33 protein-coding genes and 1 pseudogene are annotated in these 24,535 nt (G+C 65.0%); all 34 read left to right on the forward strand.

Going from position 1 to position 24,535, the window contains the following annotated elements; genetic code table 11:
- Positions 1 to 29: 29 nt before the first annotated feature.
- On the forward strand, positions 30 to 3,929 hold the full coding sequence (locus tag ACIGXX_RS30095) for a DNA-directed RNA polymerase subunit beta' (RefSeq protein WP_351170401.1): 3,900 nt from the start codon (positions 30 to 32) through the stop codon (positions 3,927 to 3,929).
- A 502-nt stretch (positions 3,930 to 4,431) separates the two neighbouring features.
- Positions 4,432 to 4,803 (forward strand): 30S ribosomal protein S12, encoded by a 372-nt coding sequence (gene rpsL / locus ACIGXX_RS30100; protein WP_003948652.1) that lies wholly within the window; start codon positions 4,432 to 4,434, stop codon positions 4,801 to 4,803.
- 2 nt (positions 4,804 to 4,805) lie between these two features.
- Entirely contained in the window at positions 4,806 to 5,276 is a 471-nt protein-coding gene (gene rpsG / locus ACIGXX_RS30105; RefSeq protein WP_003974303.1) for a 30S ribosomal protein S7, read from the forward strand.
- Positions 5,277 to 5,315: 39 nt separating this feature from the next.
- Positions 5,316 to 7,442 carry an elongation factor G gene (fusA, locus tag ACIGXX_RS30110; protein WP_351170404.1) on the forward strand — a complete coding sequence of 709 codons (2,127 nt, stop codon included), beginning with the start codon at positions 5,316 to 5,318 and terminating at the stop codon, positions 7,440 to 7,442.
- 153 nt (positions 7,443 to 7,595) lie between these two features.
- Positions 7,596 to 8,789 (forward strand): elongation factor Tu, encoded by a 1,194-nt coding sequence (gene tuf / locus ACIGXX_RS30115; RefSeq protein ID WP_351170407.1) that lies wholly within the window; start codon positions 7,596 to 7,598, stop codon positions 8,787 to 8,789.
- A gap of 504 nt (positions 8,790 to 9,293) precedes the next feature.
- Entirely contained in the window at positions 9,294 to 9,602 is a 309-nt protein-coding gene (gene rpsJ, locus ACIGXX_RS30120; protein ID WP_003948644.1) for a 30S ribosomal protein S10, read from the forward strand.
- A 13-nt stretch (positions 9,603 to 9,615) separates the two neighbouring features.
- Entirely contained in the window at positions 9,616 to 10,260 is a 645-nt protein-coding gene (gene rplC / locus ACIGXX_RS30125; protein ID WP_160506658.1) for a 50S ribosomal protein L3, read from the forward strand.
- Positions 10,261 to 10,267: 7 nt separating this feature from the next.
- A complete protein-coding gene (gene rplD / locus ACIGXX_RS30130) occupies positions 10,268 to 10,921 on the forward strand; it encodes a 50S ribosomal protein L4 (RefSeq protein WP_160506659.1) in 654 nt (217 codons plus the stop codon).
- The gene (gene rplW, locus ACIGXX_RS30135; RefSeq protein ID WP_351170411.1) at positions 10,921 to 11,337 is read left to right on the forward strand and encodes a 50S ribosomal protein L23; all 417 of its coding nucleotides are present in this window, start codon (positions 10,921 to 10,923) and stop codon (positions 11,335 to 11,337) included. The genes rplD and rplW overlap by 1 nt, the downstream gene beginning before the upstream one ends.
- 39 nt (positions 11,338 to 11,376) lie before the next feature.
- On the forward strand, positions 11,377 to 12,213 hold the full coding sequence (gene rplB, locus ACIGXX_RS30140) for a 50S ribosomal protein L2 (RefSeq protein ID WP_160506661.1): 837 nt from the start codon (positions 11,377 to 11,379) through the stop codon (positions 12,211 to 12,213).
- 12 nt (positions 12,214 to 12,225) lie between these two features.
- A complete protein-coding gene (rpsS, locus tag ACIGXX_RS30145; RefSeq protein ID WP_160506662.1) occupies positions 12,226 to 12,507 on the forward strand; it encodes a 30S ribosomal protein S19 in 282 nt (93 codons plus the stop codon).
- A 41-nt stretch (positions 12,508 to 12,548) separates the two neighbouring features.
- Positions 12,549 to 12,896, forward strand: a complete 348-nt coding sequence (gene rplV, locus ACIGXX_RS30150) for a 50S ribosomal protein L22 (protein WP_016645177.1) — start codon at positions 12,549 to 12,551, stop codon at positions 12,894 to 12,896.
- The gene (gene rpsC / locus ACIGXX_RS30155) at positions 12,896 to 13,738 is read left to right on the forward strand and encodes a 30S ribosomal protein S3 (protein ID WP_160506663.1); all 843 of its coding nucleotides are present in this window, start codon (positions 12,896 to 12,898) and stop codon (positions 13,736 to 13,738) included. Before rplV ends, rpsC begins: the two co-directional genes overlap by 1 nt.
- Positions 13,739 to 13,743: 5 nt before the next feature.
- A complete protein-coding gene (gene rplP / locus ACIGXX_RS30160) occupies positions 13,744 to 14,163 on the forward strand; it encodes a 50S ribosomal protein L16 (protein WP_135332557.1) in 420 nt (139 codons plus the stop codon).
- Positions 14,163 to 14,387, forward strand: coding sequence for a 50S ribosomal protein L29 (gene rpmC / locus ACIGXX_RS30165; RefSeq protein WP_003998824.1), 225 nt, complete (start codon positions 14,163 to 14,165; stop codon positions 14,385 to 14,387). Before rplP ends, rpmC begins: the two co-directional genes overlap by 1 nt.
- Entirely contained in the window at positions 14,387 to 14,671 is a 285-nt protein-coding gene (gene rpsQ, locus ACIGXX_RS30170; RefSeq protein ID WP_055564830.1) for a 30S ribosomal protein S17, read from the forward strand. The genes rpmC and rpsQ overlap by 1 nt, the downstream gene beginning before the upstream one ends.
- Positions 14,672 to 14,779: 108 nt before the next feature.
- Positions 14,780 to 15,148 (forward strand): 50S ribosomal protein L14, encoded by a 369-nt coding sequence (gene rplN, locus ACIGXX_RS30175; protein ID WP_073768975.1) that lies wholly within the window; start codon positions 14,780 to 14,782, stop codon positions 15,146 to 15,148.
- 2 nt (positions 15,149 to 15,150) lie between these two features.
- Positions 15,151 to 15,474 carry a 50S ribosomal protein L24 gene (gene rplX / locus ACIGXX_RS30180; protein ID WP_160506664.1) on the forward strand — a complete coding sequence of 108 codons (324 nt, stop codon included), beginning with the start codon at positions 15,151 to 15,153 and terminating at the stop codon, positions 15,472 to 15,474.
- Complete coding sequence (gene rplE / locus ACIGXX_RS30185; RefSeq protein WP_344522014.1) at positions 15,474 to 16,031, forward strand: 50S ribosomal protein L5; 558 nt, start codon at positions 15,474 to 15,476, stop codon at positions 16,029 to 16,031. Before rplX ends, rplE begins: the two co-directional genes overlap by 1 nt.
- A 5-nt stretch (positions 16,032 to 16,036) precedes the next feature.
- Positions 16,037 to 16,222, forward strand: coding sequence for a type Z 30S ribosomal protein S14 (locus ACIGXX_RS30190; RefSeq protein WP_003948630.1), 186 nt, complete (start codon positions 16,037 to 16,039; stop codon positions 16,220 to 16,222).
- Positions 16,223 to 16,446: 224 nt separating this feature from the next.
- Positions 16,447 to 16,845, forward strand: coding sequence for a 30S ribosomal protein S8 (rpsH, locus tag ACIGXX_RS30195; RefSeq protein ID WP_030359017.1), 399 nt, complete (start codon positions 16,447 to 16,449; stop codon positions 16,843 to 16,845).
- A 21-nt stretch (positions 16,846 to 16,866) separates the two neighbouring features.
- The gene (gene rplF, locus ACIGXX_RS30200; protein WP_160506667.1) at positions 16,867 to 17,406 is read left to right on the forward strand and encodes a 50S ribosomal protein L6; all 540 of its coding nucleotides are present in this window, start codon (positions 16,867 to 16,869) and stop codon (positions 17,404 to 17,406) included.
- Positions 17,407 to 17,409: 3 nt separating this feature from the next.
- Positions 17,410 to 17,793 carry a 50S ribosomal protein L18 gene (gene rplR, locus ACIGXX_RS30205; RefSeq protein WP_351170421.1) on the forward strand — a complete coding sequence of 128 codons (384 nt, stop codon included), beginning with the start codon at positions 17,410 to 17,412 and terminating at the stop codon, positions 17,791 to 17,793.
- Between the two features lie 46 nt (positions 17,794 to 17,839).
- Complete coding sequence (gene rpsE, locus ACIGXX_RS30210; protein WP_160506669.1) at positions 17,840 to 18,442, forward strand: 30S ribosomal protein S5; 603 nt, start codon at positions 17,840 to 17,842, stop codon at positions 18,440 to 18,442.
- Positions 18,442 to 18,624 (forward strand): 50S ribosomal protein L30, encoded by a 183-nt coding sequence (gene rpmD / locus ACIGXX_RS30215; protein ID WP_041985698.1) that lies wholly within the window; start codon positions 18,442 to 18,444, stop codon positions 18,622 to 18,624. Before rpsE ends, rpmD begins: the two co-directional genes overlap by 1 nt.
- Position 18,625: 1 nt before the next feature.
- Complete coding sequence (gene rplO / locus ACIGXX_RS30220; protein WP_249588330.1) at positions 18,626 to 19,081, forward strand: 50S ribosomal protein L15; 456 nt, start codon at positions 18,626 to 18,628, stop codon at positions 19,079 to 19,081.
- Positions 19,082 to 19,305: 224 nt separating this feature from the next.
- Positions 19,306 to 20,619 carry a preprotein translocase subunit SecY gene (gene secY, locus ACIGXX_RS30225; protein ID WP_351170426.1) on the forward strand — a complete coding sequence of 438 codons (1,314 nt, stop codon included), beginning with the start codon at positions 19,306 to 19,308 and terminating at the stop codon, positions 20,617 to 20,619.
- Positions 20,619 to 21,272 carry an adenylate kinase gene (locus ACIGXX_RS30230; RefSeq protein ID WP_351170429.1) on the forward strand — a complete coding sequence of 218 codons (654 nt, stop codon included), beginning with the start codon at positions 20,619 to 20,621 and terminating at the stop codon, positions 21,270 to 21,272. The genes secY and ACIGXX_RS30230 overlap by 1 nt, the downstream gene beginning before the upstream one ends.
- Positions 21,273 to 21,369: 97 nt before the next feature.
- Positions 21,370 to 22,206: a type I methionyl aminopeptidase gene (gene map, locus ACIGXX_RS30235; RefSeq protein WP_351170459.1), complete on the forward strand. Its 837-nt coding sequence runs from the start codon at positions 21,370 to 21,372 to the stop codon at positions 22,204 to 22,206.
- A 294-nt stretch (positions 22,207 to 22,500) separates the two neighbouring features.
- Positions 22,501 to 22,722 carry a translation initiation factor IF-1 gene (gene infA, locus ACIGXX_RS30240; protein WP_003948620.1) on the forward strand — a complete coding sequence of 74 codons (222 nt, stop codon included), beginning with the start codon at positions 22,501 to 22,503 and terminating at the stop codon, positions 22,720 to 22,722.
- A 56-nt stretch (positions 22,723 to 22,778) separates the two neighbouring features.
- Positions 22,779 to 22,892 carry a 50S ribosomal protein L36 gene (rpmJ, locus tag ACIGXX_RS30245; protein WP_003974245.1) on the forward strand — a complete coding sequence of 38 codons (114 nt, stop codon included), beginning with the start codon at positions 22,779 to 22,781 and terminating at the stop codon, positions 22,890 to 22,892.
- A gap of 178 nt (positions 22,893 to 23,070) precedes the next feature.
- Positions 23,071 to 23,451 carry a 30S ribosomal protein S13 gene (gene rpsM / locus ACIGXX_RS30250; protein WP_135332566.1) on the forward strand — a complete coding sequence of 127 codons (381 nt, stop codon included), beginning with the start codon at positions 23,071 to 23,073 and terminating at the stop codon, positions 23,449 to 23,451.
- Positions 23,452 to 23,513: 62 nt separating this feature from the next.
- Positions 23,514 to 23,918 (forward strand): 30S ribosomal protein S11, encoded by a 405-nt coding sequence (gene rpsK, locus ACIGXX_RS30255; protein WP_003948617.1) that lies wholly within the window; start codon positions 23,514 to 23,516, stop codon positions 23,916 to 23,918.
- Positions 23,919 to 24,038: 120 nt separating this feature from the next.
- Positions 24,039 to 24,535: pseudogene (locus ACIGXX_RS30260) on the forward strand (DNA-directed RNA polymerase subunit alpha); the annotation flags it as partial.

Consider the following 24,535-nt stretch of genomic DNA (forward strand, 5'->3'; position numbering starts at 1 on the left):
TCGACCCCGAAAGAGGGATTGACGACAAAGTGCTCGACGTCAACTTCTTCGACGAGCTGCGGATCGGCCTTGCCACCGCGGACGACATCCGACAGTGGTCCCACGGCGAGGTCAAGAAGCCGGAGACCATCAACTACCGCACGCTCAAGCCCGAGAAGGACGGACTCTTCTGCGAGAAGATCTTCGGTCCGACCCGGGACTGGGAGTGCTACTGCGGTAAGTACAAGCGTGTCCGCTTCAAGGGCATCATCTGCGAGCGCTGTGGCGTCGAGGTAACTCGCGCCAAGGTGCGTCGTGAGCGGATGGGCCACATTGAGCTGGCCGCGCCTGTCACGCACATCTGGTACTTCAAGGGCGTCCCGTCGCGCCTCGGTTACCTGCTTGATCTCGCCCCGAAGGACCTCGAAAAGGTCATCTACTTCGCGGCGTACATGATCACGTTCGTGGACGAGGAGCGCCGTACGCGTGACCTGCCCTCCCTGGAGGCGCACGTCTCCGTGGAGCGTCAGCAGGTCGAGAACCGTCGCGACTCCGACCTGGAGGCCCGCGCCAAGAAGCTCGAGACCGACCTGGCCGAGCTCGAGGCCGAGGGCGCCAAGGCCGACGTGCGCCGCAAGGTGCGCGAAGGTGCCGAGCGGGAGATGAAGCAGCTGCGCGACCGTGCGCAGCGCGAGATCGACCGTCTCGACGAGGTCTGGAACCGCTTCAAGAACCTCAAGGTCCAGGACCTGGAGGGTGACGAGCTGCTCTACCGCGAGCTGCGTGACCGCTTCGGCACGTACTTCGACGGTTCGATGGGTGCCGCTGCCCTGCAGAAGCGCCTTGAGTCGTTCGACCTGGATGAGGAAGCCGAGCGGCTTCGCGAGATCATCCGTACCGGCAAGGGCCAGAAGAAGACCCGTGCGCTCAAGCGCCTCAAGGTCGTCTCCGCGTTCCTGCAGACCAGCAACAGCCCCAAGGGCATGGTGCTCGACTGCGTGCCGGTCATCCCGCCGGACCTGCGTCCGATGGTGCAGCTGGACGGTGGCCGCTTCGCGACCTCCGACCTGAACGACCTGTACCGCCGCGTCATCAACCGCAACAACCGCCTGAAGCGGCTTCTCGACCTCGGTGCTCCCGAGATCATCGTGAACAACGAGAAGCGCATGCTCCAGGAGGCCGTGGACGCCCTCTTCGACAACGGTCGTCGTGGTCGCCCGGTCACCGGTCCCGGTAACCGCCCGCTGAAGTCCCTGAGCGACATGCTCAAGGGCAAGCAGGGTCGATTCCGTCAGAACCTTCTCGGTAAGCGTGTGGACTACTCCGCGCGTTCCGTGATCGTCGTCGGCCCGCAGCTGAAGCTGCACCAGTGCGGTCTGCCCAAGGCCATGGCCCTGGAGCTCTTCAAGCCGTTCGTGATGAAGCGCCTGGTCGACCTGAACCACGCGCAGAACATCAAGTCGGCCAAGCGCATGGTCGAGCGCGGCCGCACGGTCGTGTACGACGTCCTGGAAGAGGTCATCGCCGAGCACCCGGTTCTCCTGAACCGTGCGCCGACGCTGCACCGCCTCGGCATCCAGGCCTTCGAGCCGCAGCTGGTCGAGGGCAAGGCCATCCAGATCCACCCGCTCGTCTGCACCGCGTTCAACGCGGACTTCGACGGTGACCAGATGGCCGTGCACCTGCCGCTTTCGGCAGAGGCGCAGGCCGAGGCCCGCATCCTGATGCTGTCCTCGAACAACATCCTGAAGCCGGCCGACGGTCGTCCCGTCACCATGCCGACCCAGGACATGGTGCTCGGACTCTTCTTCCTCACGACCGACGAGGAAGAGCGCAAGGTCATCGGCGAGGGCCGGTCCTTCGGCTCCACGGCCGAGGCGATCATGGCGTTCGACGCCAAGGAGCTCTCGCTCCAGGCGAAGGTCGACATCCGCTTCCCGGTGGGCACCATCCCGCCGCGCGGCTGGACCCCGCCGGCCGTCGAAGAGGGCGAGCAGGAGTACCAGCAGGGCGACAGCTTCCGGCTGCGTACGACCCTGGGCCGCGCGCTCTTCAACGAGCTGCTGCCCGAGGACTACCCGTTCGTCGACTACTCGGTGGGCAAGAAGCAGCTCTCCGAGATCGTCAACGACCTGGCCGAGCGCTACCCCAAGGTCATCGTGGCGGCGACGCTCGACAACCTGAAGGCGTCCGGCTTCTTCTGGGCGACCCGCTCCGGTGTCACCGTGGCCATCTCCGACGTCGTGGTCCCCGAGGCCAAGAAGGCGATCGTCGCGGGCTACGAGGCGCAGGACGAGAAGGTCCAGAAGCAGTACGAGCGCGGTCTGATCACCAAGGACGAGCGCACGCAGGAGCTCATCGCGATCTGGACCAAGGCGACCAACGAGGTTGCCGAGGCGATGAACGCGAACTTCCCCAAGACGAACCCCATCTTCATGATGGTTGACTCGGGTGCCCGAGGAAACATGATGCAGATGCGTCAGATCGCCGGTATGCGTGGTCTGGTGTCGAACGCCAAGAACGAGACGATCCCGCGCCCGATTAAGGCCTCCTTCCGTGAGGGCCTGTCGGTGCTGGAGTACTTCATCTCGACTCACGGTGCTCGTAAGGGTCTTGCGGACACGGCTCTTCGTACCGCCGACTCCGGTTACCTCACCCGTCGTCTGGTCGACGTCTCTCAGGACGTCATCATTCGCGAGGAGGACTGTGGCACCGAGCGCGGTCTGAAGCTGAAGATCGCGGTCAAGGGCGAGGACGGTGTGCTCCGCAAGACGGAGAACGTCGAGACCTCGGTGTACGCCCGCATGCTGGCCGAGGACGTCGTCATCGACGGCAAGGTCATCGCGCCGGCCAACGTCGACCTCGGTGACGTCCTGATCGACGCCCTGGTCGCCAACGGCGTCGAGGAGGTCAAGACCCGTTCGGTCCTGACCTGCGAGTCCGCGGTCGGCACCTGTGCCTTCTGCTACGGCCGTTCGCTCGCCACCGGCAAGCTGGTCGACATCGGTGAGGCGGTCGGCATCATCGCCGCCCAGTCCATCGGTGAGCCCGGCACGCAGCTGACGATGCGTACGTTCCACACCGGTGGTGTGGCCGGTGACGACATCACCCAGGGTCTGCCCCGTGTCGTCGAGCTCTTCGAGGCTCGTACGCCCAAGGGTGTCGCCCCGATCTCGGAGGCGGCAGGCCGCATCCGTATCGAGGAGACCGAGAAGACCAAGAAGATCGTCGTCACGCCGGACGACGGCAGCGACGAGACTCCCTTCCCGATCTCGAAGCGCGCCAAGGTCCTCGTGCGTGAGGGTGACCACGTCGAGGTGGGCCAGAAGCTCACCTTCGGTGCCACCAACCCGCACGACGTGCTGCGGATCCTCGGTCAGCGCGCGGTCCAGGTCCACCTGGTCGGCGAAGTCCAGAAGGTCTACAACAGCCAGGGCGTGTCGATCCACGACAAGCACATCGAGATCATCATCCGGCAGATGCTGCGCCGCGTGACGATCATCGAGTCCGGCGACGCGGAGCTGCTGCCGGGCGAGCTCGTCGAGCGCTCGAAGTTCGAGACCGAGAACCGTCGTGTGGTCACGGAAGGCGGCCACCCGGCCTCCGGCCGTCCGCAGCTGATGGGTATCACCAAGGCCTCGCTGGCGACGGAGTCGTGGCTGTCCGCGGCCTCCTTCCAGGAGACGACCAGGGTCCTGACGGACGCGGCGATCAACGCCAAGTCCGACTCCCTGATCGGCCTCAAGGAGAACGTCATCATCGGTAAGCTCATCCCGGCCGGTACGGGTCTCTCCCGCTACCGCAACATCCGGGTGGAGCCGACCGAGGAAGCCAAGGCAGCGATGTACTCGGCCGTCGGTTACGACGACATCGACTACTCGCCCTTCGGCACGGGCTCCGGCCAGGCTGTTCCGCTGGAGGACTACGACTACGGGCCCTACAACCAGTAGGCGTGGTCAGCTAGTCGCTTGAGTTGAACCGAAGGGCGTCCACCCCGTCTCGTACGGGGTGGGCGCCCTTCGGCGTTTCCAGGGGCCGCGGAGCCCTTCCAGAGGCGTCTCTGCGGGCTGGGAGGGCCTCTCCGGGCCCGGGGGCGCTCTCCCCGACCCCGCAGGTCCATGGCTCATGCGCGTGGGGGAGCGGTCCGCTCAGCGACAATCGATCAAGGAATTCGCGGTGTCCCTGATCCGGCCAGATGCCCGGCGTGTCGGGGCCCATCGCATTTGTTTTGACCAACCCCGATGAGGTAGGTACGCTCAGACCTTGTGCCTGGGGTGTGCCTGGGCTCGCGCGCGTGTCTTCAGCCGCATCGCGAGTCCGAGAACGGCCACCGCAATCTGCGCCTCTTTCCGCCTTGCGGCCGGAGTCTGCAGTATTCGACACACCCGACCGCGTGGGTCGGCGATGTTTCAGGTTAGCTTTACTATTCGGCACACAGAAACCGGAGAAGTAGTGCCTACGATCCAGCAGCTGGTCCGGAAGGGCCGGCAGGACAAGGTCGAGAAGAACAAGACGCCCGCACTTGAGGGTTCGCCCCAGCGCCGCGGCGTCTGCACGCGTGTGTTCACGACCACCCCGAAGAAGCCGAACTCGGCCCTCCGTAAGGTCGCGCGTGTGCGTCTGACCTCCGGGATCGAGGTTACGGCCTACATTCCGGGTGAGGGACACAACCTGCAGGAGCACTCCATCGTGCTCGTGCGTGGTGGCCGTGTGAAGGACCTGCCGGGTGTTCGTTACAAGATCATCCGCGGCTCCCTTGACACCCAGGGTGTCAAGAACCGCAAGCAGGCCCGCAGCCGCTACGGCGCCAAGAAGGAGAAGTAGAAATGCCTCGTAAGGGCCCCGCCCCGAAGCGCCCGGTCATCATCGACCCGGTCTATGGTTCTCCTCTGGTGACCTCCCTCATCAACAAGGTGCTGCTGAACGGCAAGCGCTCCACCGCCGAGCGCATCGTGTACGGCGCCATGGAGGGCCTGCGCGAGAAGACCGGCAACGACCCGGTCATCACGCTCAAGCGCGCGCTCGAGAACATCAAGCCGACCCTCGAGGTCAAGTCCCGCCGCGTCGGTGGTGCGACCTACCAGGTTCCGATCGAGGTCAAGCCCGGTCGCGCCAACACGCTGGCCCTGCGCTGGCTGGTCGGTTACTCCCGCGCCCGTCGCGAGAAGACGATGACCGAGCGTCTCCTCAACGAGCTCCTCGACGCCTCCAACGGCCTTGGTGCCGCTGTGAAGAAGCGTGAGGACACCCACAAGATGGCCGAGTCCAACAAGGCCTTCGCGCACTACCGCTGGTAGTCGCTACCCACATCGAGACCGAGAGAAGACTGAGCCGATATGGCTACCACTTCACTTGACCTGGCCAAGGTGCGCAACATCGGCATCATGGCCCACATCGACGCGGGCAAGACGACGACCACCGAGCGGATCCTGTTCTACACCGGTGTCTCGTACAAGATCGGTGAGGTCCACGACGGTGCCGCCACCATGGACTGGATGGAGCAGGAGCAGGAGCGTGGCATCACGATCACCTCTGCTGCCACCACCTGTCACTGGCCGCTGAACGACGTCGATCACACGATCAACATCATCGACACCCCGGGCCACGTCGACTTCACCGTCGAGGTAGAGCGTTCGCTCCGTGTGCTCGACGGTGCCGTGACCGTGTTCGACGGCGTCGCCGGTGTTGAGCCCCAGTCCGAGACCGTGTGGCGTCAGGCGGACCGCTACGGCGTGCCGCGCATCTGCTTCGTCAACAAGCTCGACCGTACGGGTGCCGAGTTCCACCGCTGCGTCGACATGATCATCGACCGCCTCGGTGCGACCCCCATCGTCATGCAGCTGCCCATCGGCGCAGAGGCTGACTTCAAGGGTGTCGTCGACCTCGTCACGATGAAGGCCTTCGTCTGGTCCGCCGAGACCAAGATGGGCGAGGCGTACGACATCGTCGACATCCCGGCGACGCACGTCGAGGCTGCTGACGAGTGGCGCGGCAAGCTGCTCGAGGCCGTCGCGGAGAACGACGAGCAGATGATGGAGCTGTACCTCGAGGGCCAGGAGCCCACCGAGGAGCAGCTGTACGAGGCCATTCGCCGCGTCACCATCGCCTCCGGCAAGGGCGGCGACACCACCGTCACCCCCGTGTTCTGCGGCACCGCGTTCAAGAACAAGGGCGTCCAGCCCCTGCTCGACGCGGTCGTGCGTTACCTGCCTTCCCCCCTGGACGTCGAGGCCATCGAGGGCCACGACGTCAAGGACCCCGAGGTCGTCGTCAAGCGCAAGCCTTCGGACGAGGAGCCGCTCTCGGCTCTGGCGTTCAAGATCGCGAGCGACCCGCACCTCGGCAAGCTCACCTTCGTCCGGATCTACTCCGGTCGCCTGGAGGCCGGCACTGCGGTGCTGAACTCCGTCAAGGGCAAGAAGGAGCGCATCGGCAAGATCTACCGCATGCACGCGAACAAGCGTGAGGAGATCGCGTCGGTGGGCGCCGGTGACATCGTCGCCGTCATGGGCCTGAAGCAGACCACCACCGGTGAGACGCTGTGTGACGACAAGAAGCCGGTCATCCTGGAGTCCATGGACTTCCCGGCGCCGGTCATTCAGGTCGCCATCGAGCCGAAGTCCAAGGGTGACCAGGAGAAGCTGGGTGTAGCCATCCAGCGTCTCTCGGAGGAGGACCCCTCCTTCCAGGTGCACTCGGACGAGGAGACCGGCCAGACCATCATCGGTGGTATGGGCGAGCTTCACCTCGAGGTGCTCGTCGACCGCATGAAGCGCGAATTCCGCGTCGAGGCGAACGTCGGCAAGCCCCAGGTCGCGTACCGCGAGACGATCCGTCGGGCCGTCGAGCGCGTGGACTACACCCACAAGAAGCAGACCGGTGGTACCGGTCAGTTCGCCAAGGTGCAGATCGCGATCGAGCCCATCGAGGGCGGCGAGGCGTCGTACGAGTTCGTGAACAAGGTCACCGGTGGCCGTATCCCGCGGGAGTACATCCCGTCGGTGGACGCCGGTGCGCAGGAGGCCATGCAGTTCGGCATCCTGGCGGGCTACGAGATGACTGGTGTTCGCATCACGCTTCTCGACGGCGCCTACCACGAGGTCGACTCGTCCGAGCTGGCGTTCAAGATCGCCGGTTCGCAGGCCTTCAAGGAGGCCGCGCGCCAGGCAAAGCCCGTGCTGCTCGAGCCGATGATGGCCGTAGAGGTCACCACGCCCGAGGACTACATGGGCGATGTCATCGGTGACATCAACTCCCGCCGTGGCCAGATCCAGGCCATGGAGGAGCGCAGCGGCGCTCGCGTCGTGAAGGGCCTCGTGCCCCTCTCGGAGATGTTCGGCTACGTCGGAGACCTCCGCAGCAAGACGTCGGGTCGCGCAAGCTACTCAATGCAGTTCGACTCCTACGCCGAGGTTCCGCGGAACGTCGCCGAGGAGATCATCGCGAAGGCCAAGGGCGAGTAACTCACCCGAGTTGACGCTTTAGGCTTGACTCCGGAGCCTCCGGGGCATTCCGACCCTCTTTCGGGTCGGGTGCCCCGGGCCCCGGGTATCCCAGCAAAGATCACCTGGCGCCGATGAAGCAAGGCGTACAGAACCACTCCGCAGGAGGATTCAGTGGCGAAGGCAAAGTTCGAGCGGACTAAGCCGCACGTCAACATCGGCACCATCGGTCACATTGACCACGGTAAGACGACCCTCACGGCCGCCATTACCAAGGTGCTGCACGACGCGTACCCGGACCTGAACGAGGCCTCGGCCTTCGACCAGATCGACAAGGCTCCCGAGGAGCGCCAGCGCGGTATCACGATCTCGATCGCGCACGTCGAGTACCAGACGGAGACGCGTCACTACGCGCACGTCGACTGCCCGGGTCACGCTGACTACATCAAGAACATGATCACGGGTGCCGCGCAGATGGACGGCGCCATCCTCGTGGTCGCCGCCACCGACGGCCCGATGCCGCAGACCAAGGAGCACGTGCTCCTGGCCCGCCAGGTCGGCGTTCCGTACATCGTCGTCGCGCTGAACAAGGCCGACATGGTGGACGACGAGGAGATCCTGGAGCTCGTCGAGCTCGAGGTCCGTGAGCTCCTCTCCGAGTACGAGTTCCCGGGCGACGACCTCCCGGTCGTCAAGGTCTCGGCGCTCAAGGCGCTCGAGGGCGACAAGGAGTGGGGTGAGTCCGTCCTCAACCTGATGAAGGCTGTCGACGAGTCCATCCCGGAGCCCGAGCGTGACGTCGACAAGCCGTTCCTGATGCCGATCGAGGACGTCTTCACGATCACCGGTCGTGGCACCGTCGTCACCGGTCGTATCGAGCGCGGCATCCTCAAGGTCAACGAGACCGTCGACATCATCGGCATCAAGACCGAGAAGACCACCACCACGGTCACCGGTATCGAGATGTTCCGCAAGCTGCTCGACGAGGGCCAGGCCGGTGAGAACGTCGGTCTGCTCCTCCGTGGCATCAAGCGCGAGGACGTCGAGCGCGGCCAGGTCATCATCAAGCCCGGTTCGGTCACGCCGCACACCGAGTTCGAGGCCCAGGCCTACATCCTGTCGAAGGACGAGGGTGGCCGTCACACCCCCTTCTTCAACAACTACCGCCCGCAGTTCTACTTCCGCACCACGGACGTGACCGGCGTCGTGACCCTCCCCGAGGGCACCGAGATGGTCATGCCGGGCGACAACACTGAGATGACCGTTGAGCTCATCCAGCCCGTCGCGATGGAAGAGGGCCTGAAGTTCGCCATCCGTGAGGGTGGCCGGACCGTCGGCGCCGGCCAGGTCACCAAGATCAACAAGTAAGCTCCGCTTGCTTGAAGATCGGGGTAACCCGGTCGCTCTGAACTGAGCGCAGCGAAGAGCCCCGCACGCCTTCTGGGTGTGCGGGGCTCTTTGCGTGGGTGAATGACGGTCGTGGCAGCTTGACAGTTCGGCCCGATTGGCTTTCGGCGTCCTACGTGTGGCACACTGTCCAGGTTGCTCGGTTGAGTGCCGATGCTGCGCGCCTCCCGCCGGGAGGACCGGAAGCGAGTCCCACAGTACTCGTCGCCCCATCTGCCGTAAGGCAGCACTGGAGCGGACGTACGGGAATCTTTCGGGAAGTGCAGCGCGGAGGCTTAACCAGGCGCCCGGTGGGTTTCTTCCCCCGGACCCGCGGTCATCTGGGCCGCAGCCCCTAGCAGGGAAATCCTTCGGGAAATCTCCGTGAGCGGGACTGCGACACGCCCGACCGCGTGGGTCGGAGGAAGTAGAAAAAAGGGCCTTCCGGGAGCCAGAGCGTTCGAGACAAAGGACTACCAAGTAGCCATGGCGGGACAGAAGATCCGCATCCGGCTCAAGGCCTACGACCACGAGGTCATCGACTCTTCGGCGAAGAAGATCGTCGAGACGGTGACTCGCACTGGTGCGTCGGTCGCAGGCCCGGTGCCGCTGCCCACTGAGAAGAACGTGTACTGCGTCATCAAGTCGCCGCACAAGTACAAGGACTCGCGCGAGCACTTCGAGATGCGCACGCACAAGCGCCTGATCGACATCCTCGACCCGACGCCCAAGACCGTTGACTCGTTGATGCGCCTGGACCTTCCGGCCGGCGTCGACATCGAGATCAAGCTCTGAGAGGCGCGGACAGATGACTAAGCAGATCAAGGGCGTCCTGGGCGAGAAGCTCGGCATGACCCAGGTCTGGGACGAGAACAACCGTGTCGTCCCGGTCACCGTCGTCAAGGCCGGGCCCTGCGTCGTTACCCAGGTCCGTACGAATGACTCCGACGGCTACGAGTCGGTCCAGATCGCCTTCGGCGAGATCGACCCTCGCAAGGTGAACAAGCCCCTCAAGGGTCACTTCGCCAAGGCCGACGTAACTCCCCGCCGCCACCTGGTGGAGATCCGCACCCCTGACGCCAGCGAGTACACGCTGGGCCAGGAGGTGACTGCCGAGGTGTTCGAGTCCGGCGTCAAGGTTGACGTCACGGGCAAGAGCAAGGGCAAGGGCTTCGCCGGTGTCATGAAGCGTCACAACTTCAAGGGACTCGGCGCCGGTCACGGCACCCAGCGCAAGCACCGCTCTCCCGGTTCCATCGGTGGCTGTGCCACCCCGGGCCGTGTGTTCAAGGGCCTCCGCATGGCGGGCCGTATGGGCAACGAGCGGGTTACCACCCAGAACCTGACCGTTCACGCCGTTGACGCGGAGAAGGGCCTGCTCCTGATCAAGGGCGCAGTCCCCGGTCCGAACGGTGGCCTCGTCCTGGTCCGTACTGCGGCCAAGGGGGTTTGAGGAACCGATGAGCACCATTGACATCCTTTCGCCGGCAGGCGACAAGGCCGGGACGGTCGAGCTCCCCGCGGAGATCTTCGACGTAGAGAAGATCAGCATCCCGCTTCTCCACCAGGTCGTCGTCGCTCAGCTGGCAGCTGCCCGTCAGGGCACGCACAAGACCAAGCGCCGCGGTGAAGTCCGCGGTGGTGGTAAGAAGCCGTACCGCCAGAAGGGCACCGGCCGCGCGCGCCAGGGTTCGACCCGTGCGCCGCAGTTCGCAGGCGGTGGCGTCGTCCACGGCCCGCAGCCGCGTGACTACTCGCAGCGGACCCCGAAGAAGATGAAGGCCGCGGCCCTGCGCCACGCCCTCACCGACCGGGCCCGCAACGCTCGTATCCACGTTGTCACCAACGTGGTCGAGGGCGACATCTCCACGAAGGCCGCGAAGACGCTGCTCGGCAAGGTCAGCGAGCGCAAGAACGTGCTCCTGGTCATCGACCGTGCGGACGAGACTTCGCTGCTCTCCGCCCGCAACCTGCCCCAGGTGCACATCCTGGAGCCGGGCCAGCTGAACACGTACGACGTGCTCGTCTCGGACGACGTGGTCTTCACCAAGGCCGCCTTCGAGTCCTTCGTGTCTGGCCCCAAGGCCGATGAGACCGAAGGGAGCGAAGCCTGATGGCTACGCGTCACCCGAGCATCGCCCCCAAGGCGGCCAAGGTCGCCAAGGCAGCGCGCCTCGCCAAGGCGAAGCGCCACGCCACCGAGGGCAAGAACACCGTTGAGACGCCGCTGAGCAAGAGCTTCACGGACCCCCGTGACGTCCTCGTCAAGCCGGTCGTCTCTGAGAAGAGCTACGCGCTTCTCGACGAGGGCAAGTACACCTTCGTCGTAGCGCCCGGCGCCAACAAGACCCAGATCAAGCAGGCCGTCGAGGCGGTCTTCTCGGTCAAGGTCACCGGGGTCAACACGATCAACCGGCAGGGTAAGCGCAAGCGGACCAAGACCGGTTTCGGCAAGCGGGCTGACACCAAGCGCGCCATCGTGACCCTCGCTGAGGGCGACCGTATCGACATCTTCGGCCAGGCCTCCTAACGGAGCGCCCTGGTCCGAATATCGGACGAGGACTGAGAAATGGGAATCCGCAAGTACAAGCCGACGACGCCGGGCCGCCGTGGCTCCTCCGTCGCCGACTTCGTCGAGGTCACGCGGTCCACGCCGGAGAAGTCGCTGGTCCGCCCGCTGCACAGCAAGGGCGGCCGTAACAACGCCGGTCGTGTGACCGTTCGCCACCAGGGTGGCGGACACAAGCGCGCCTACCGAGTGATCGACTTCCGTCGTCACGACAAGGACGGCGTGCCGGCGAAGGTCGCGCACATCGAGTACGACCCGAACCGCACCGCGCGCATCGCGCTCCTGCACTACGCGGACGGCGAGAAGCGCTACATCCTGGCCCCCCGCAACCTGTCGCAGGGTGACCGGGTCGAGAACGGACCGGGCGCGGACATCAAGCCGGGCAACAACCTGGCGCTCCGCAACATCCCGGTCGGTACGACCATCCACGCCATCGAGCTGCGGCCCGGCGGCGGCGCGAAGTTCGCCCGTTCCGCGGGTGCCTCCGTGCAGCTGCTGGCGAAGGAGGGCTCCATGGCCCACCTTCGTATGCCGTCCGGTGAGATCCGTCTGGTCGACGTCCGCTGCCGCGCCACGATTGGCGAGGTCGGCAACGCCGAGCAGTCGAACATCAACTGGGGCAAGGCCGGCCGTAAGCGCTGGCTGGGCGTTCGCCCGACCGTTCGCGGTGTGGCGATGAACCCGGTCGACCACCCGCACGGTGGTGGTGAGGGCAAGACCTCCGGTGGTCGCCACCCGGTCTCGCCCTGGGGTCAGAAGGAGGGTCGTACTCGTTCGCCGAAGAAGGCGAGCAACAAGTACATCGTCCGCCGCCGCAAGACGAACAAGAAGCGCTAGGAGCGGGTTTAGATGCCGCGCAGTCTCAAGAAGGGGCCCTTCGTCGACGGACACCTCATCAAGAAGGTGGATGTCCAGAACGAAGCAGGTTCCAAGAACGTCATCAAGACCTGGTCCCGTCGCTCGATGATCGTCCCGGCCATGCTGGGCCACACGATCGCGGTGCACAACGGCAAGACCCACATCCCGGTGTTCGTCACCGAGGCGATGGTCGGCCACAAGCTCGGTGAATTCTCGCCGACTCGCACCTTCCGCGGCCACGTCAAGGACGACCGGAAGTCGAAGCGCCGCTAGCGCGGGGTGGAACGACTATGACTTACACCGAAGGGACAACCATGGAAGCCAGGGCCCAGGCGCGGTACATCCGCGTCACGCCCATGAAGGCCCGCCGAGTGGTGGACCTCATCCGTGGCATGGATGCCACGGAGGCTCAGGCGGTCCTGCGTTTCGCCCCGCAGGCCGCGAGCGTGCCGGTAGGCAAGGTGCTTGACAGCGCCATTGCCAATGCCGCGCACAACTACGACCACAGTGACGCCTCTTCGCTGGTTATCAGCGAGGCGTACGTGGATGAGGGTCCGACCCTGAAGCGGTTCCGTCCGCGTGCACAGGGTCGCGCCTACCGGATCCGTAAGCGGACCAGCCACATCACCGTGGTCGTCAGCAGCAAGGAAGGAACCCGGTAATGGGCCAGAAGGTAAACCCGCACGGGTTCCGGCTCGGCATTACCACCGACTTCAAGTCGCGTTGGTACGCCGACAAGCTGTACAAGGACTACGTCAAGGAAGACGTCGCCATCCGTCGGATGATGACGTCCGGCATGGAGCGCGCCGGCATCTCGAAGGTTGAGATCGAGCGCACCCGTGACCGCGTGCGGGTGGACATCCACACCGCGCGTCCCGGCATCGTCATCGGCCGCCGTGGCGCCGAGGCCGACCGCATCCGCGGCGACCTCGAGAAGCTCACGGGCAAGCAGGTCCAGCTGAACATCCTCGAGGTCAAGAACCCCGAGGTTGACGCTCAGCTGGTCGCGCAGGCCGTTGCAGAGCAGCTGTCCTCCCGCGTCTCCTTCCGTCGCGCCATGCGTAAGAGCATGCAGTCGACGATGAAGGCCGGCGCCAAGGGCATCAAGATCCAGTGTGGCGGCCGTCTCGGCGGCGCCGAGATGTCTCGCTCGGAGTTCTACCGCGAGGGCCGCGTGCCCCTGCACACCCTCCGTGCGAACGTCGACTACGGCTTCTTCGAGGCCAAGACGACCTTCGGCCGCATCGGCGTGAAGGTCTGGATCTACAAGGGCGACGTCAAGAACATCGCCGAGGTCCGCGCCGAGAACGCCGCGGCCCGTGCGGGTAACCGCCCGGCCCGTGGTGGCGGCAACGACCGCCCGGCCCGTGGTGGCCGTGGTGGCGAGCGTGGCGGCCGCGGCCGCAAGCCGCAGCAGCAGTCCGCGCCGGCTGCCGAGGCCCCCAAGGCCGACGCTCCCGCCGCAGCTGCCGCTCCGGCTGAGAGCACCGGAACGGAGGCCTGACCGACATGCTGATCCCTCGTAGGGTCAAGCACCGCAAGCAGCACCACCCCAAGCGCAGCGGTATGTCCAAGGGTGGTACGCAGGTTGCGTTCGGCGAGTACGGCATTCAGGCCCTCACTCCGGCGTACGTGACCAACCGCCAGATCGAGGCGGCTCGTATCGCGATGACCCGCCACATCAAGCGTGGCGGCAAGGTCTGGATCAACATTTACCCGGACCGCCCGCTGACGAAGAAGCCCGCCGAGACCCGCATGGGTTCCGGTAAGGGTTCCCCCGAGTGGTGGGTCGCGAACGTCAAGCCCGGACGGGTGATGTTCGAGCTGTCCTACCCGAATGAGAAGACTGCGCGTGAGGCGCTTACCCGCGCTGCTCACAAGCTTCCGATGAAGTGCCGGATTGTTCGGCGCGAGGCAGGTGAGTCGTGATGTCGGCCGGTACCAAGGCGTCCGAGCTGCGCGAACTGGGCGACGAGGAGCTTCTCGCGAAGCTTCGCGAAGCCAAGGAAGAGCTGTTCAACCTCCGCTTCCAGGCGGCGACCGGTCAGCTCGAGAACCACGGGCGGCTCAAGGCCGTCCGTAAGGACATCGCGCGGATCTACACCCTGATGCGTGAGCGCGAGCTGGGCATCGAGACGGTGGAGAGCGCCTGATGAGCGAGAGCAACGTGACTGAGACCAAGACTGACCGCGGATTCCGCAAGACCCGTGAGGGTCTGGTCGTCAGCGACAAGATGGACAAGACCGTCGTCGTCGCTGTCGAGGACCGCGTGAAGCACGCGCTGTACGGCAAGGTCATCCGCCGTACGAACAAGCTCAAGGCGCACGACGAGCAGAACGCTGCCGGCGTCGGCGACCGCGTCCTCCTGATGGAGACGCGTCCGCTGTCGGCGACCAAGCGCTGGCGCATCGTCGAGATCCTCGAGAAGGCCAAGTAATTTCCGAGGGGATTTCCCCTCGGATCAGTTCCGCCAGGCTCGGTGGGGGTCGGTTCCCGCAAGGGAAAAGACCCCCGCCGGGAACCGGCAGACAAACAGGAGATAGACGTGATCCAGCAGGAGTCGCGACTTCGGATCGCCGACAACACGGGTGCGAAGGAAATTCTCACCATTCGTGTTCTCGGTGGCTCGGGTCGCCGCTACGCGGGCATCGGTGACGTCATCGTCGCCACCGTCAAGGACGCGATCCCCGGTGGCAACGTGAAGAAGGGTGACGTCGTCAAGGCCGTCATCGTTCGCACCGTCAAGGAGCGCCGCCGTCCCGACGGCTCGTACATCCGCTTCGACGAGAACGCCGCCGTCATTCTGAAGAACGACGGCGACCCTCGCGGCACCCGTATCTTCGGCCCGGTCGGTCGTGAGCTGCGCGAGAAGAAGTTCATGAAGATCATCTCGCTCGCGCCGGAGGTGCTGTAAGCATGAAGATCAAGAAGGGCGACCTGGTTCAGGTCATCACCGGTAAGGACAAGGGCAAGCAGGGCAAGGTCATTGCCGCTTACCCGCGCGACGAGCGTGTCCTGGTCGAGGGTGTCAACCGGGTCAAGAAGCACACGAAGGCCGGCCCGACCGCCAGCGGTTCGCAGGCCGGCGGCATCGTGACCACCGAAGCCCCTGTCCACGTCTCCAACGTCCAGCTGGTCGTGGAGAAGGACGGCAACAAGGTCGTCACGCGTGTCGGTTTCCGCTTCGACGATGACGGCAACAAGATCCGCGTTGCCAAGCGGACGGGTGAGGACATCTGATGACGACCACCACCAGCCCGCGTCTGAAGACGAAGTACCGCGAGGAGATCGCGGGCAAGCTGCAGGAAGAGTTCTCGTACGAGAACGTCATGCAGACCCCCGGCCTCGTCAAGATCGTGGTCAACATGGGTGTCGGCGACGCCGCCCGTGACTCGAAGCTCATGGACGGTGCCGTCCGTGACCTGACCACCATCACGGGTCAGAAGCCGGCCATCACCAAGGCCCGGAAGTCCATCGCGCAGTTCAAGCTGCGCGAGGGTCAGCCGATCGGCTGCCACGTCACGCTCCGTGGCGACCGCATGTGGGAGTTCCTGGACCGCACCCTGTCGCTCGCGCTTCCGCGCATCCGCGACTTCCGTGGTCTGTCCCCCAAGCAGTTCGACGGCCGTGGCAACTACACCTTCGGTCTCACGGAGCAGGTCATGTTCCACGAGATCGACCAGGACAAGATCGACCGCGTCCGGGGTATGGACATCACCGTGGTCACCACGGCGACCAACGACGCTGAGGGCCGTGCGCTCCTTCGTCACCTCGGCTTCCCCTTCAAGGAGGCGTAACCGAGATGGCGAAGAAGGCACTTATTGCCAAGGCTGCTCGTAAGCCCAAGTTCGGTGTGCGCGGCTACACCCGCTGCCAGCGCTGCGGCCGTCCGCACTCCGTGTACCGCAAGTTCGGCCTGTGCCGCGTCTGCCTTCGTGAGATGGCTCACCGTGGCGAGCTGCCGGGCGTGACCAAGAGCTCCTGGTAATTCCCCTCTGTCCTCAGGGACTTGGGAATTACTGGAGGCTCTCGGTAAGTATCTGGTCGGTAGGTGGCCCACCTCTCCATGCCTTAGGCTAGGAGGGTTGGGCGCCTGCCGCCCTGACCGACTTACTACGCCGTAGGTCCCCGCGCCGCACCCGTCCCGCCTCTGAGTGGGGAGAGGGATGGCGCAGATAGGAAACCACGGCGAGAGAGGCCGAAGGCCAATTCATGACCATGACTGATCCGATCGCGGACATGCTGACTCGTCTGCGTAACGCGAACTCGGCGTACCACGACTCCGTGGCGATGCCGCACAGCAAGATCAAGTCTCACATCGCGGAGATCCTCCAGCAGGAGGGCTTCATCACGGGCTGGAAGGTCGAGGACGCCGAGGTTGGCAAGAACCTCGTTCTCGAGCTGAAGTTCGGCCCGAACCGTGAGCGCTCCATTGCGGGCATCAAGCGGATCTCCAAGCCCGGTCTCCGGGTTTACGCGAAGTCCACCAACCTGCCGAAGGTGCTCGGCGGCCTGGGCGTGGCGATCATCTCCACGTCCCACGGTCTGCTCACCGGCCAGCAGGCAGGCAAGAAGGGCGTAGGTGGGGAAGTCCTCGCCTACGTCTGGTAGTCGGGAACGGAGGAATAGCTAATGTCGCGTATTGGCAAGCTCCCCATCACGGTTCCCGCCGGCGTGGACGTCACCATCGACGGCCGGACGGTCTCGGTTAAGGGTCCCAAGGGCTCCCTTTCCCACACCGTTGTCGCGCCGATCGACATCGCTAAGGGTGAGGACGGCGTTCTGAACGTCACCCGCCCGAACGACGAGCGTCAGAACAAGGCCCTGCACGGCCTGTCCCGCACGCTGGTGGCGAACATGATCACCGGCGTGACCACGGGTTACGTGAAGAAGCTCGAAATCAGCGGTGTCGGTTACCGCGTACTCGCGAAGGGCTCCAACCTGGAGTTCTCGCTGGGTTACAGCCACCCGATCCTCGTCGAGGCCCCCGAGGGCATCACCTTCAAGGTGGAGTCCGCGACCAAGCTTTCGGTCGAGGGCATCGACAAGCAGAAGGTCGGCGAGGTTGCGGCCAACATCCGCAAGCTGCGCAAGCCCGACCCGTACAAGGCCAAGGGTGTCAAGTACGAGGGCGAAGTCATCCGCCGCAAGGTCGGAAAGGCAGGTAAGTAAGCCATGGCATACGGTGTAAAGATCGCCAAGGGTGACGCTTACAAGCGTGCCGCCAAGGCTCGCCGCCACATCCGGATCCGCAAGCACGTGTCGGGTACGGCGGAGCGTCCGCGCCTCGTCGTCACTCGCTCGAACCGCAACATCATTGCTCAGGTCATCGACGACCTCAAGGGTCACACCCTTGCGTCTGCGTCGACCCTGGACGCGACGATCCGCGGTGGCGAGGCCGACAAGTCTGCGCAGGCCAAGCAGGTCGGCGCGCTCGTCGCCGAGCGTGCCAAGGCTGCGGGTGTCGAGGCCGTCGTGTTCGACCGCGGTGGCAACAAGTACGCCGGGCGCATTGCCGCTCTGGCGGACGCCGCCCGCGAAGCCGGGCTGAAGTTCTAAGCCCCGGTTCCGGAGCTAGCGGACGTAACAGAGAGAGGTAATTCCAATGGCTGGACCCCAGCGCCGCGGAAGCGGTGCCGGTGGCGGCGAGCGGCGGGACCGGAAGGGTCGCGACGGTGGCGCTGCCGCCGAGAAGACCGCATACGTTGAGCGCGTTGTCGCGATCAACCGTGTCGCCAAGGTAGTCAAGGGTGGTCGCCGCTTCAGCTTCACCGCGCTGGTCGTGGTGGGCGACGGTGACGGCACCGTAGGTGTCGGATACGGCAAGGCCAAGGAAGTTCCCGCGGCCATCGCCAAGGGCGTTGAAGAGGCCAAGAAGAACTTCTTCAAGGTTCCGCGTATCCAGGGCACCATCCCGCACCCGATCACGGGCGAGAAGGCCGCAGGCGTCGTCCTGCTCAAGCCTGCTTCCCCCGGTACCGGTGTTATCGCCGGTGGCCCGGTGCGTGCTGTGCTCGAGTGCGCCGGCGTTCACGACATCCTGTCGAAGTCGCTCGGTTCTTCGAACGCGATCAACATCGTGCACGCGACCGTGGCGGCCCTCAAGGGCCTGCAGCGTCCCGAGGAGATCGCGGCTCGCCGTGGTCTGCCCCTCGAGGACGTCGCTCCCGCGGCCCTGCTTCGTGCACGTGCCGGGGCGGGTGCGTAATGGCTCGCCTCAAGATCACGCAGACGAAGTCGTACATCGGCAGCAAGCAGAACCACCGCGACACGCTGCGTTCGCTCGGGCTCAAGCGCCTGAACGACGTGGTCGTCAAGGAAGACCGCCCCGAGTTCCGCGGAATGGCTAACACCGTCCGCCACCTCGTGACGGTTGAGGAGGTCGACTGACATGGCGGAGCAGAACCCGCTGAAGGTCCACAACCTCCGGCCCGCCCCGGGCGCCAAGACCGCCAAGACCCGTGTGGGTCGTGGTGAGGCGTCCAAGGGTAAGACCGCAGGCCGTGGTACCAAGGGCACCAAGGCCCGTTACCAGGTTCCGGAGCGCTTCGAGGGCGGGCAGATGCCCCTCCACATGCGCCTCCCGAAGCTCAAGGGCTTCAAGAACCCGTTCAAGACCGAGTTCCAGGTCGTGAACCTCGACAAGCTGAGCGCGCTGTTCCCCGAGGGTGGCGAGGTCACCGTCGAGGGTCTCGTCGCCAAGGGTGCCGTTCGCAAGAACAGCCTCGTCAAGGTCCTCGGCCAGGGTGAGGTCACCGTGGCGCTGCAGGTGACGGTTGACGCCGTCTCCGGCTCCGCCAAGGAGAAGATCACCGCCGCCGGCGGTACCGTCACCGAGCTCGTCTGAATTCTTCAGGCATCTCGATGACTTGAGCGATTCCCAGCCGGGGATGCCCCACATATGGGGCATCCCCGGTTGGTCGTTCCAAGGGGGGCACGGTCGCCGGTAAGGTGGCGTGCACTGTCTAAGCTCCGTGCGGTCTGCCCGTGCGGTTTTTCTGACTGATATGTATTCGTCGATCCTCAGACCACTACCTCTTGCGCACGCGCGCGGGGGTCGCAGGAGGCACCGTGCTCACCGCGTTCGCCCGGGCGTTCAAGACGCCCGACCTGCGCAAGAAGCTGCTCTTCACGCTCGGCATCATCGTGATCTACCGAATCGGTACGCATGTCCCGATTCCCGGCGTCAGCTATAAGAACGTCCAGACCTGCATGGACCAGGCCAACTCCAACCAGGGGTTGTTCGGCCTGGTGAACATGATGAGTGGCGGGGCGCTCCTGCAGATCACGATCTTCGCCCTCGGCATCATGCCGTACATCACGGCGAGCATCATCTTGCAGCTGCTGACCGTGGTGATCCCGCGGCTCGAGGCCCTGAAGAAGGAGGGCCAGGCCGGCACGGCGAAGATCACGCAGTACACGCGTTATCTCACCGTCGCGCTCGCGATCCTCCAGGGGACCGGCCTCGTGGCCACCGCTCGCACGGGCTCGCTCTTCTCCGGCTGCCCCGTCGCCACCGAGATCGTTCCGGACCAGTCCATCTTCGTGACCGTCACCATGGTCATCACGATGACCGCCGGTACGGCCTGCGTCATGTGGCTCGGTGAGCTCATCACCGACCGCGGCATCGGCAACGGCATGTCGATCCTGATGTTCATCTCGATCGCCGCGACCTTCCCGAGCGCCCTCTGGGCGATCAAGAAGCAGGGCTCCCTGGCCGACGGCTGGATCGAGTTCGGCACCGTCATCGCGGTCGGTCTGGTCATGGTCGGTCTGGTCGTCTTCGTGGAGCAGGCTCAGCGCCGCATTCCGGTCCAGTACGCGAAGCGCATGATCGGCCGCCGTTCCTACGGCGGCACCTCGACGTACATTCCGCTGAAGGTCAATCAGGCGGGCATCATCCCTGTGATCTTCGCCTCCTCGCTTCTCTACATCCCGGCTCTCGTCGCCCAGTTCGCGGGTGGCAACTCCGGGTGGAAGCAGTGGATCGAGGCGAACCTGACCAAGGGCGACCACCCGATTTACATCGCGACGTACTTCTTGTTGATCGTGTTCTTCGCCTTCTTCTACGTGGCTATCTCGTTCAACCCCGAGGAAGTCGCGGACAACATGAAGAAGTATGGTGGCTTCATCCCGGGCATCCGGGCTGGCCGCCCGACCGCTGAGTACTTGAGCTACGTACTCAACCGGATCACGTGGCCGGGCTCGCTGTATCTGGGTCTGATCGCTCTCGTACCGACGATGGCGTTGGTGGGCTTCGGCGCGAACCAGAACTTCCCGTTCGGCGGGACAAGCATCCTGATCATCGTGGGTGTGGGTCTGGAGACCGTGAAGCAGATCGAGAGCCAGCTCCAGCAGCGCAATTACGAAGGGTTCCTCCGCTGATGCGAATCGTCCTCGTCGGGCCGCCCGGTGCGGGCAAGGGAACGCAGGCCGCGTTCCTCGCCAAGAACCTGAAGATCCCGCACATCTCCACGGGCGACCTCTTCCGCGCCAACATCAGCCAGGGCACGGAACTGGGCAAGCAGGCCAAGGCGTTCATGGACGCGGGCAACCTGGTCCCGGACGAGGTCACCATCGGGATGGCCCACGACCGCATGACGCAGCCGGACGCCGAGAACGGCTTCCTGCTCGACGGCTTCCCGCGGAACGTGTCGCAGGCCGAGGCCCTGGACGAGTCGCTCAAGGCCGACGGCCAGCAGCTCGACGCGGTGCTCGACCTCGAGGTGCCCGAGGACGAGGTGGTCAAGCGCATCGCCGGCCGCCGCATCTGCCGGAACGATTCCAGCCACGTCTTCCACGTGACGTACAGCAAGCCGAAGACCGAGGGCGTCTGCGACGTCTGCGGTGGCGAGCTCTACCAGCGCGGTGACGACCAGGAAGAGACCGTGCGCAAGCGTCTCGACGTGTACCACCGCGAGACCGAGCCGATCATCGACCACTACAAGGCCCAGGGCCTGGTGGTGACGATCTCCGCGCTCGGCAAGGTGGACGAGGTCACCAAGCGCGCGATGGGTGCCCTCAAGGGCGACAAGTAGCCAGTACGCTGTCTCGGCCGCGGTGCCCCTCGGGGGACCGCGGCCGTAGTGTTGTGTACGTAGCGTTGTTGGACGGATGACGGAGAGCGGAAGCCCCATGGTGCAGATCAAGACCCCCGAGCAGATCGCGAAGATGCGTGAGGCGGGCCTTGTCGTCGCCGCCATCCACGCCGCGACGCGTGAGGCGGCGGTGCCGGGTGCCACCACGAAGGACCTGGACGACGTCGCCCGCAAGGTGATCGCCGAGCACGGCGCGAAGTCGAACTTCCTGGGGTACGGCGGCTTTCCGGCGACGATCTGCACCTCGGTCAACGAGGTCGTCGTGCACGGCATCCCGGACGACAAGACCGTCCTGAAGGACGGCGACATCATCTCCATCGACGCGGGCGCCATCATCGACGGCTGGCACGGAGACGCCGCCTACACCGCGTTCGTGGGCACCGGTCACGCCCCGGAGCTGATCGAGCTCTCCCGGGTGACCGAGGAGTCGATGTGGGCCGGCCTGGCCGCCATGAAGCAGGGCAACCGGCTCGTGGACATCTCCCGCGCCATCGAGACGTACATCCGCCGCCAGCCGAAGCCCGGCGGCGGCAAGTACGGCATCGTCGAGGACTACGGCGGCCACGGCATCGGCACCGAGATGCACATGGACCCGCACCTCCTGAACTACGTCGAGCGCCGCCGCGGCAAGGGCCCCAAGCTGGTCCCCGGCTTCTGCCTGGCCATCGAGCCCATGGTCTCCCTGGGCACGCCCCGCACGGAGGTCCTGGAGGACGACTGGACCGTCATCACGACGGATGGCACGTGGTCTTCCCACTGGGAGCACTCCATCGCGCTGACGGAGGAGGGCCCGATCGTTCTGACGGCGCCCGACTGCGGCAAGGCGAAGCTGGCGGAGTACGGGGTTACGACGGCGCCGGACCCGCTGGGCTGATCGTGCCCGCCTGCGGCGGAGTGGCCGCTGCTGGAGCGGTTCCCTGCAGCGGTGGGCTGTGCCCACCCTTCCCCAAGTTCTCGGCTTCGCTCGAGCGGGGGAGGCCCCAATCGCCCTGCGGAACCCCCGCCCACAGCCGTGTCCGCGCGCTTAAAGATCTTGCCGATGGGGCATTCTTCCTCGATTCGTCTTTCCGGGGCGCCTGACGTAGACTGACTCGTCGGCTCTCGTGCATCCGTGTGCCTGCATGCGGCGTACGAAGTCGATCAAGGTAGTCGATTCGAAGGGCAGAGCGTGGCCAAGAAGCAAGGTGCCATCGAGATCGAGGGCACTGTCGTTGAGTCTCTTCCGAACGCCATGTTCAAGGTTGAGCTCCAGAACGGCCACCAGGTCCTGGCACACATCAGCGGCAAGATGCGTATGCACTACATCCGCATCCTCCCTGACGACCGGGTCGTGGTGGAGTTGTCTCCTTACGACCTGACCCGTGGCCGGATCGTCTACCGGTACAAGTAGATCTTGCCCGTACCTCATTCACGTGGGGTGCGGCACTGACCCGGAGAACCTCACCAATGAAGGTCAAGCCGAGCGTCAAGAAGATCTGCGACAAGTGCAGGGTGATCCGCCGTCACGGCCGGGTCATGGTTATCTGCGACAACCCGCGCCACAAGCAGCGCCAGGGCTGACGCACGACTGCAGTTCGCAGATTTTCGCGCGACGCACGTAAGCACATATGCAGGACGCGTCCCTCTTCAGTGATGGAGGGCGACACCCCCGGTCGGAGGCCGGGGACCCAGGATGTACCTCGTACGGCACCTGGGACCGGTCCTGCTGAAGACCTCCGAAAATCAACAGGAGCCTTGAATGGCACGCCTTGAAGGTGTTGACCTCCCGCGCGAAAAGCGTGTCGAGGTCGCCCTCACGTACGTGTTCGGCATTGGCCGCACGCTGTCCCAGCAGACGCTGGACGCCACCGGTGTGGACCGCAACACCCGTGTTCGTGATCTGTCCGAAGAGGACCTGATCAAGATCCGCGAGTACGTGGACGCGAACATCCAGACCGAGGGTGACCTCCGCCGCGAGATCCAGGCCGACATCCGCCGCAAGGTCGAGATCGGTTGCTACCAGGGTCTTCGTCACCGTCGTGGCCTGCCCGTCCGCGGTCAGCGCACCAGCACCAACGCCCGCACCCGTAAGGGCCCGCGTCGCGCCATCGCCGGTAAGAAGAAGCCGGGCAAGAAGTAGTCCTCAGCGGTCGATCGACAGCTGTCGCTGCAGGACCGACCACCTCGCGTAGGAGTTAATAGATGCCCCCCAAGGGTCGTCAGGGCGCTGCCAAGAAGGTGCGCCGCAAGGAAAAGAAGAACGTCGCTCACGGGCACGCCCACATCAAGAGCACGTTCAACAACACCATCGTCTCGATCACGGACCCCACGGGCAACGTGATCAGCTGGGCCTCCGCCGGCCACGTCGGCTTCAAGGGCTCGCGCAAGTCGACTCCGTTCGCCGCGCAGATGGCCGCCGAGTCGGCCGCGCGTCGCGCCCAGGAGCACGGCATGCGCAAGGTTGACGTCTTCGTCAAGGGTCCGGGCTCCGGTCGCGAGACCGCGATCCGCTCCCTCCAGGCCACTGGCCTCGAGGTCGGTTCGATCCAGGACGTCACGCCGACGCCGCACAACGGCTGCCGTCCCCCCAAGCGTCGCCGCGTCTGACGCACGTCGTTTGGTCTGAGGATTTCGGGCGGTGCGGCTCTCCGGAGCTGTACCGCCCGTACCCTTGTAACAACATCAGGGCATCAAATAGTGGGTGCCCCTGACTGAAGGACTCACTTCATGCTGATCGCTCAGCGTCCCTCGTTGACCGAAGAGGTCGTCGACGAATTCCGCTCCCGGTTCGTGATCGAGCCGCTGGAGCCGGGCTTCGGCTACACCCTCGGCAACTCGCTGCGCCGGACCCTTCTCTCCTCGATCCCGGGCGCGGCCGTCACGTCGATCCGGATCGACGGTGTCCTGCACGAGTTCACCACCGTGCCGGGCGTCAAGGAAGACGTCACCGACCTCATCCTCAACATCAAGCAGCTCGTCGTGAGCAGTGAGCACGACGAGCCCGTCGTGATGTACCTGCGCAAGCAGGGCCCGGGTCTGGTCACCGCCGCGGACATCGCCCCGCCGGCCGGTGTCGAGGTGCACAACCCCGACCTGGTCCTGGCCACGCTCAACGGCAAGGGCAAGCTCGAGATGGAGCTGACCGTCGAGCGCGGTCGCGGCTACGTCTCCGCCGTCCAGAACAAGCAGGTCGGTCAGGAGATCGGGCGCATCCCGGTCGACTC

Origin of the sequence: Streptomyces sp. NPDC055243 (assembly GCF_044544025.1) — a bacterium.
Taxonomy (GTDB): domain Bacteria; phylum Actinomycetota; class Actinomycetes; order Streptomycetales; family Streptomycetaceae; genus Streptomyces.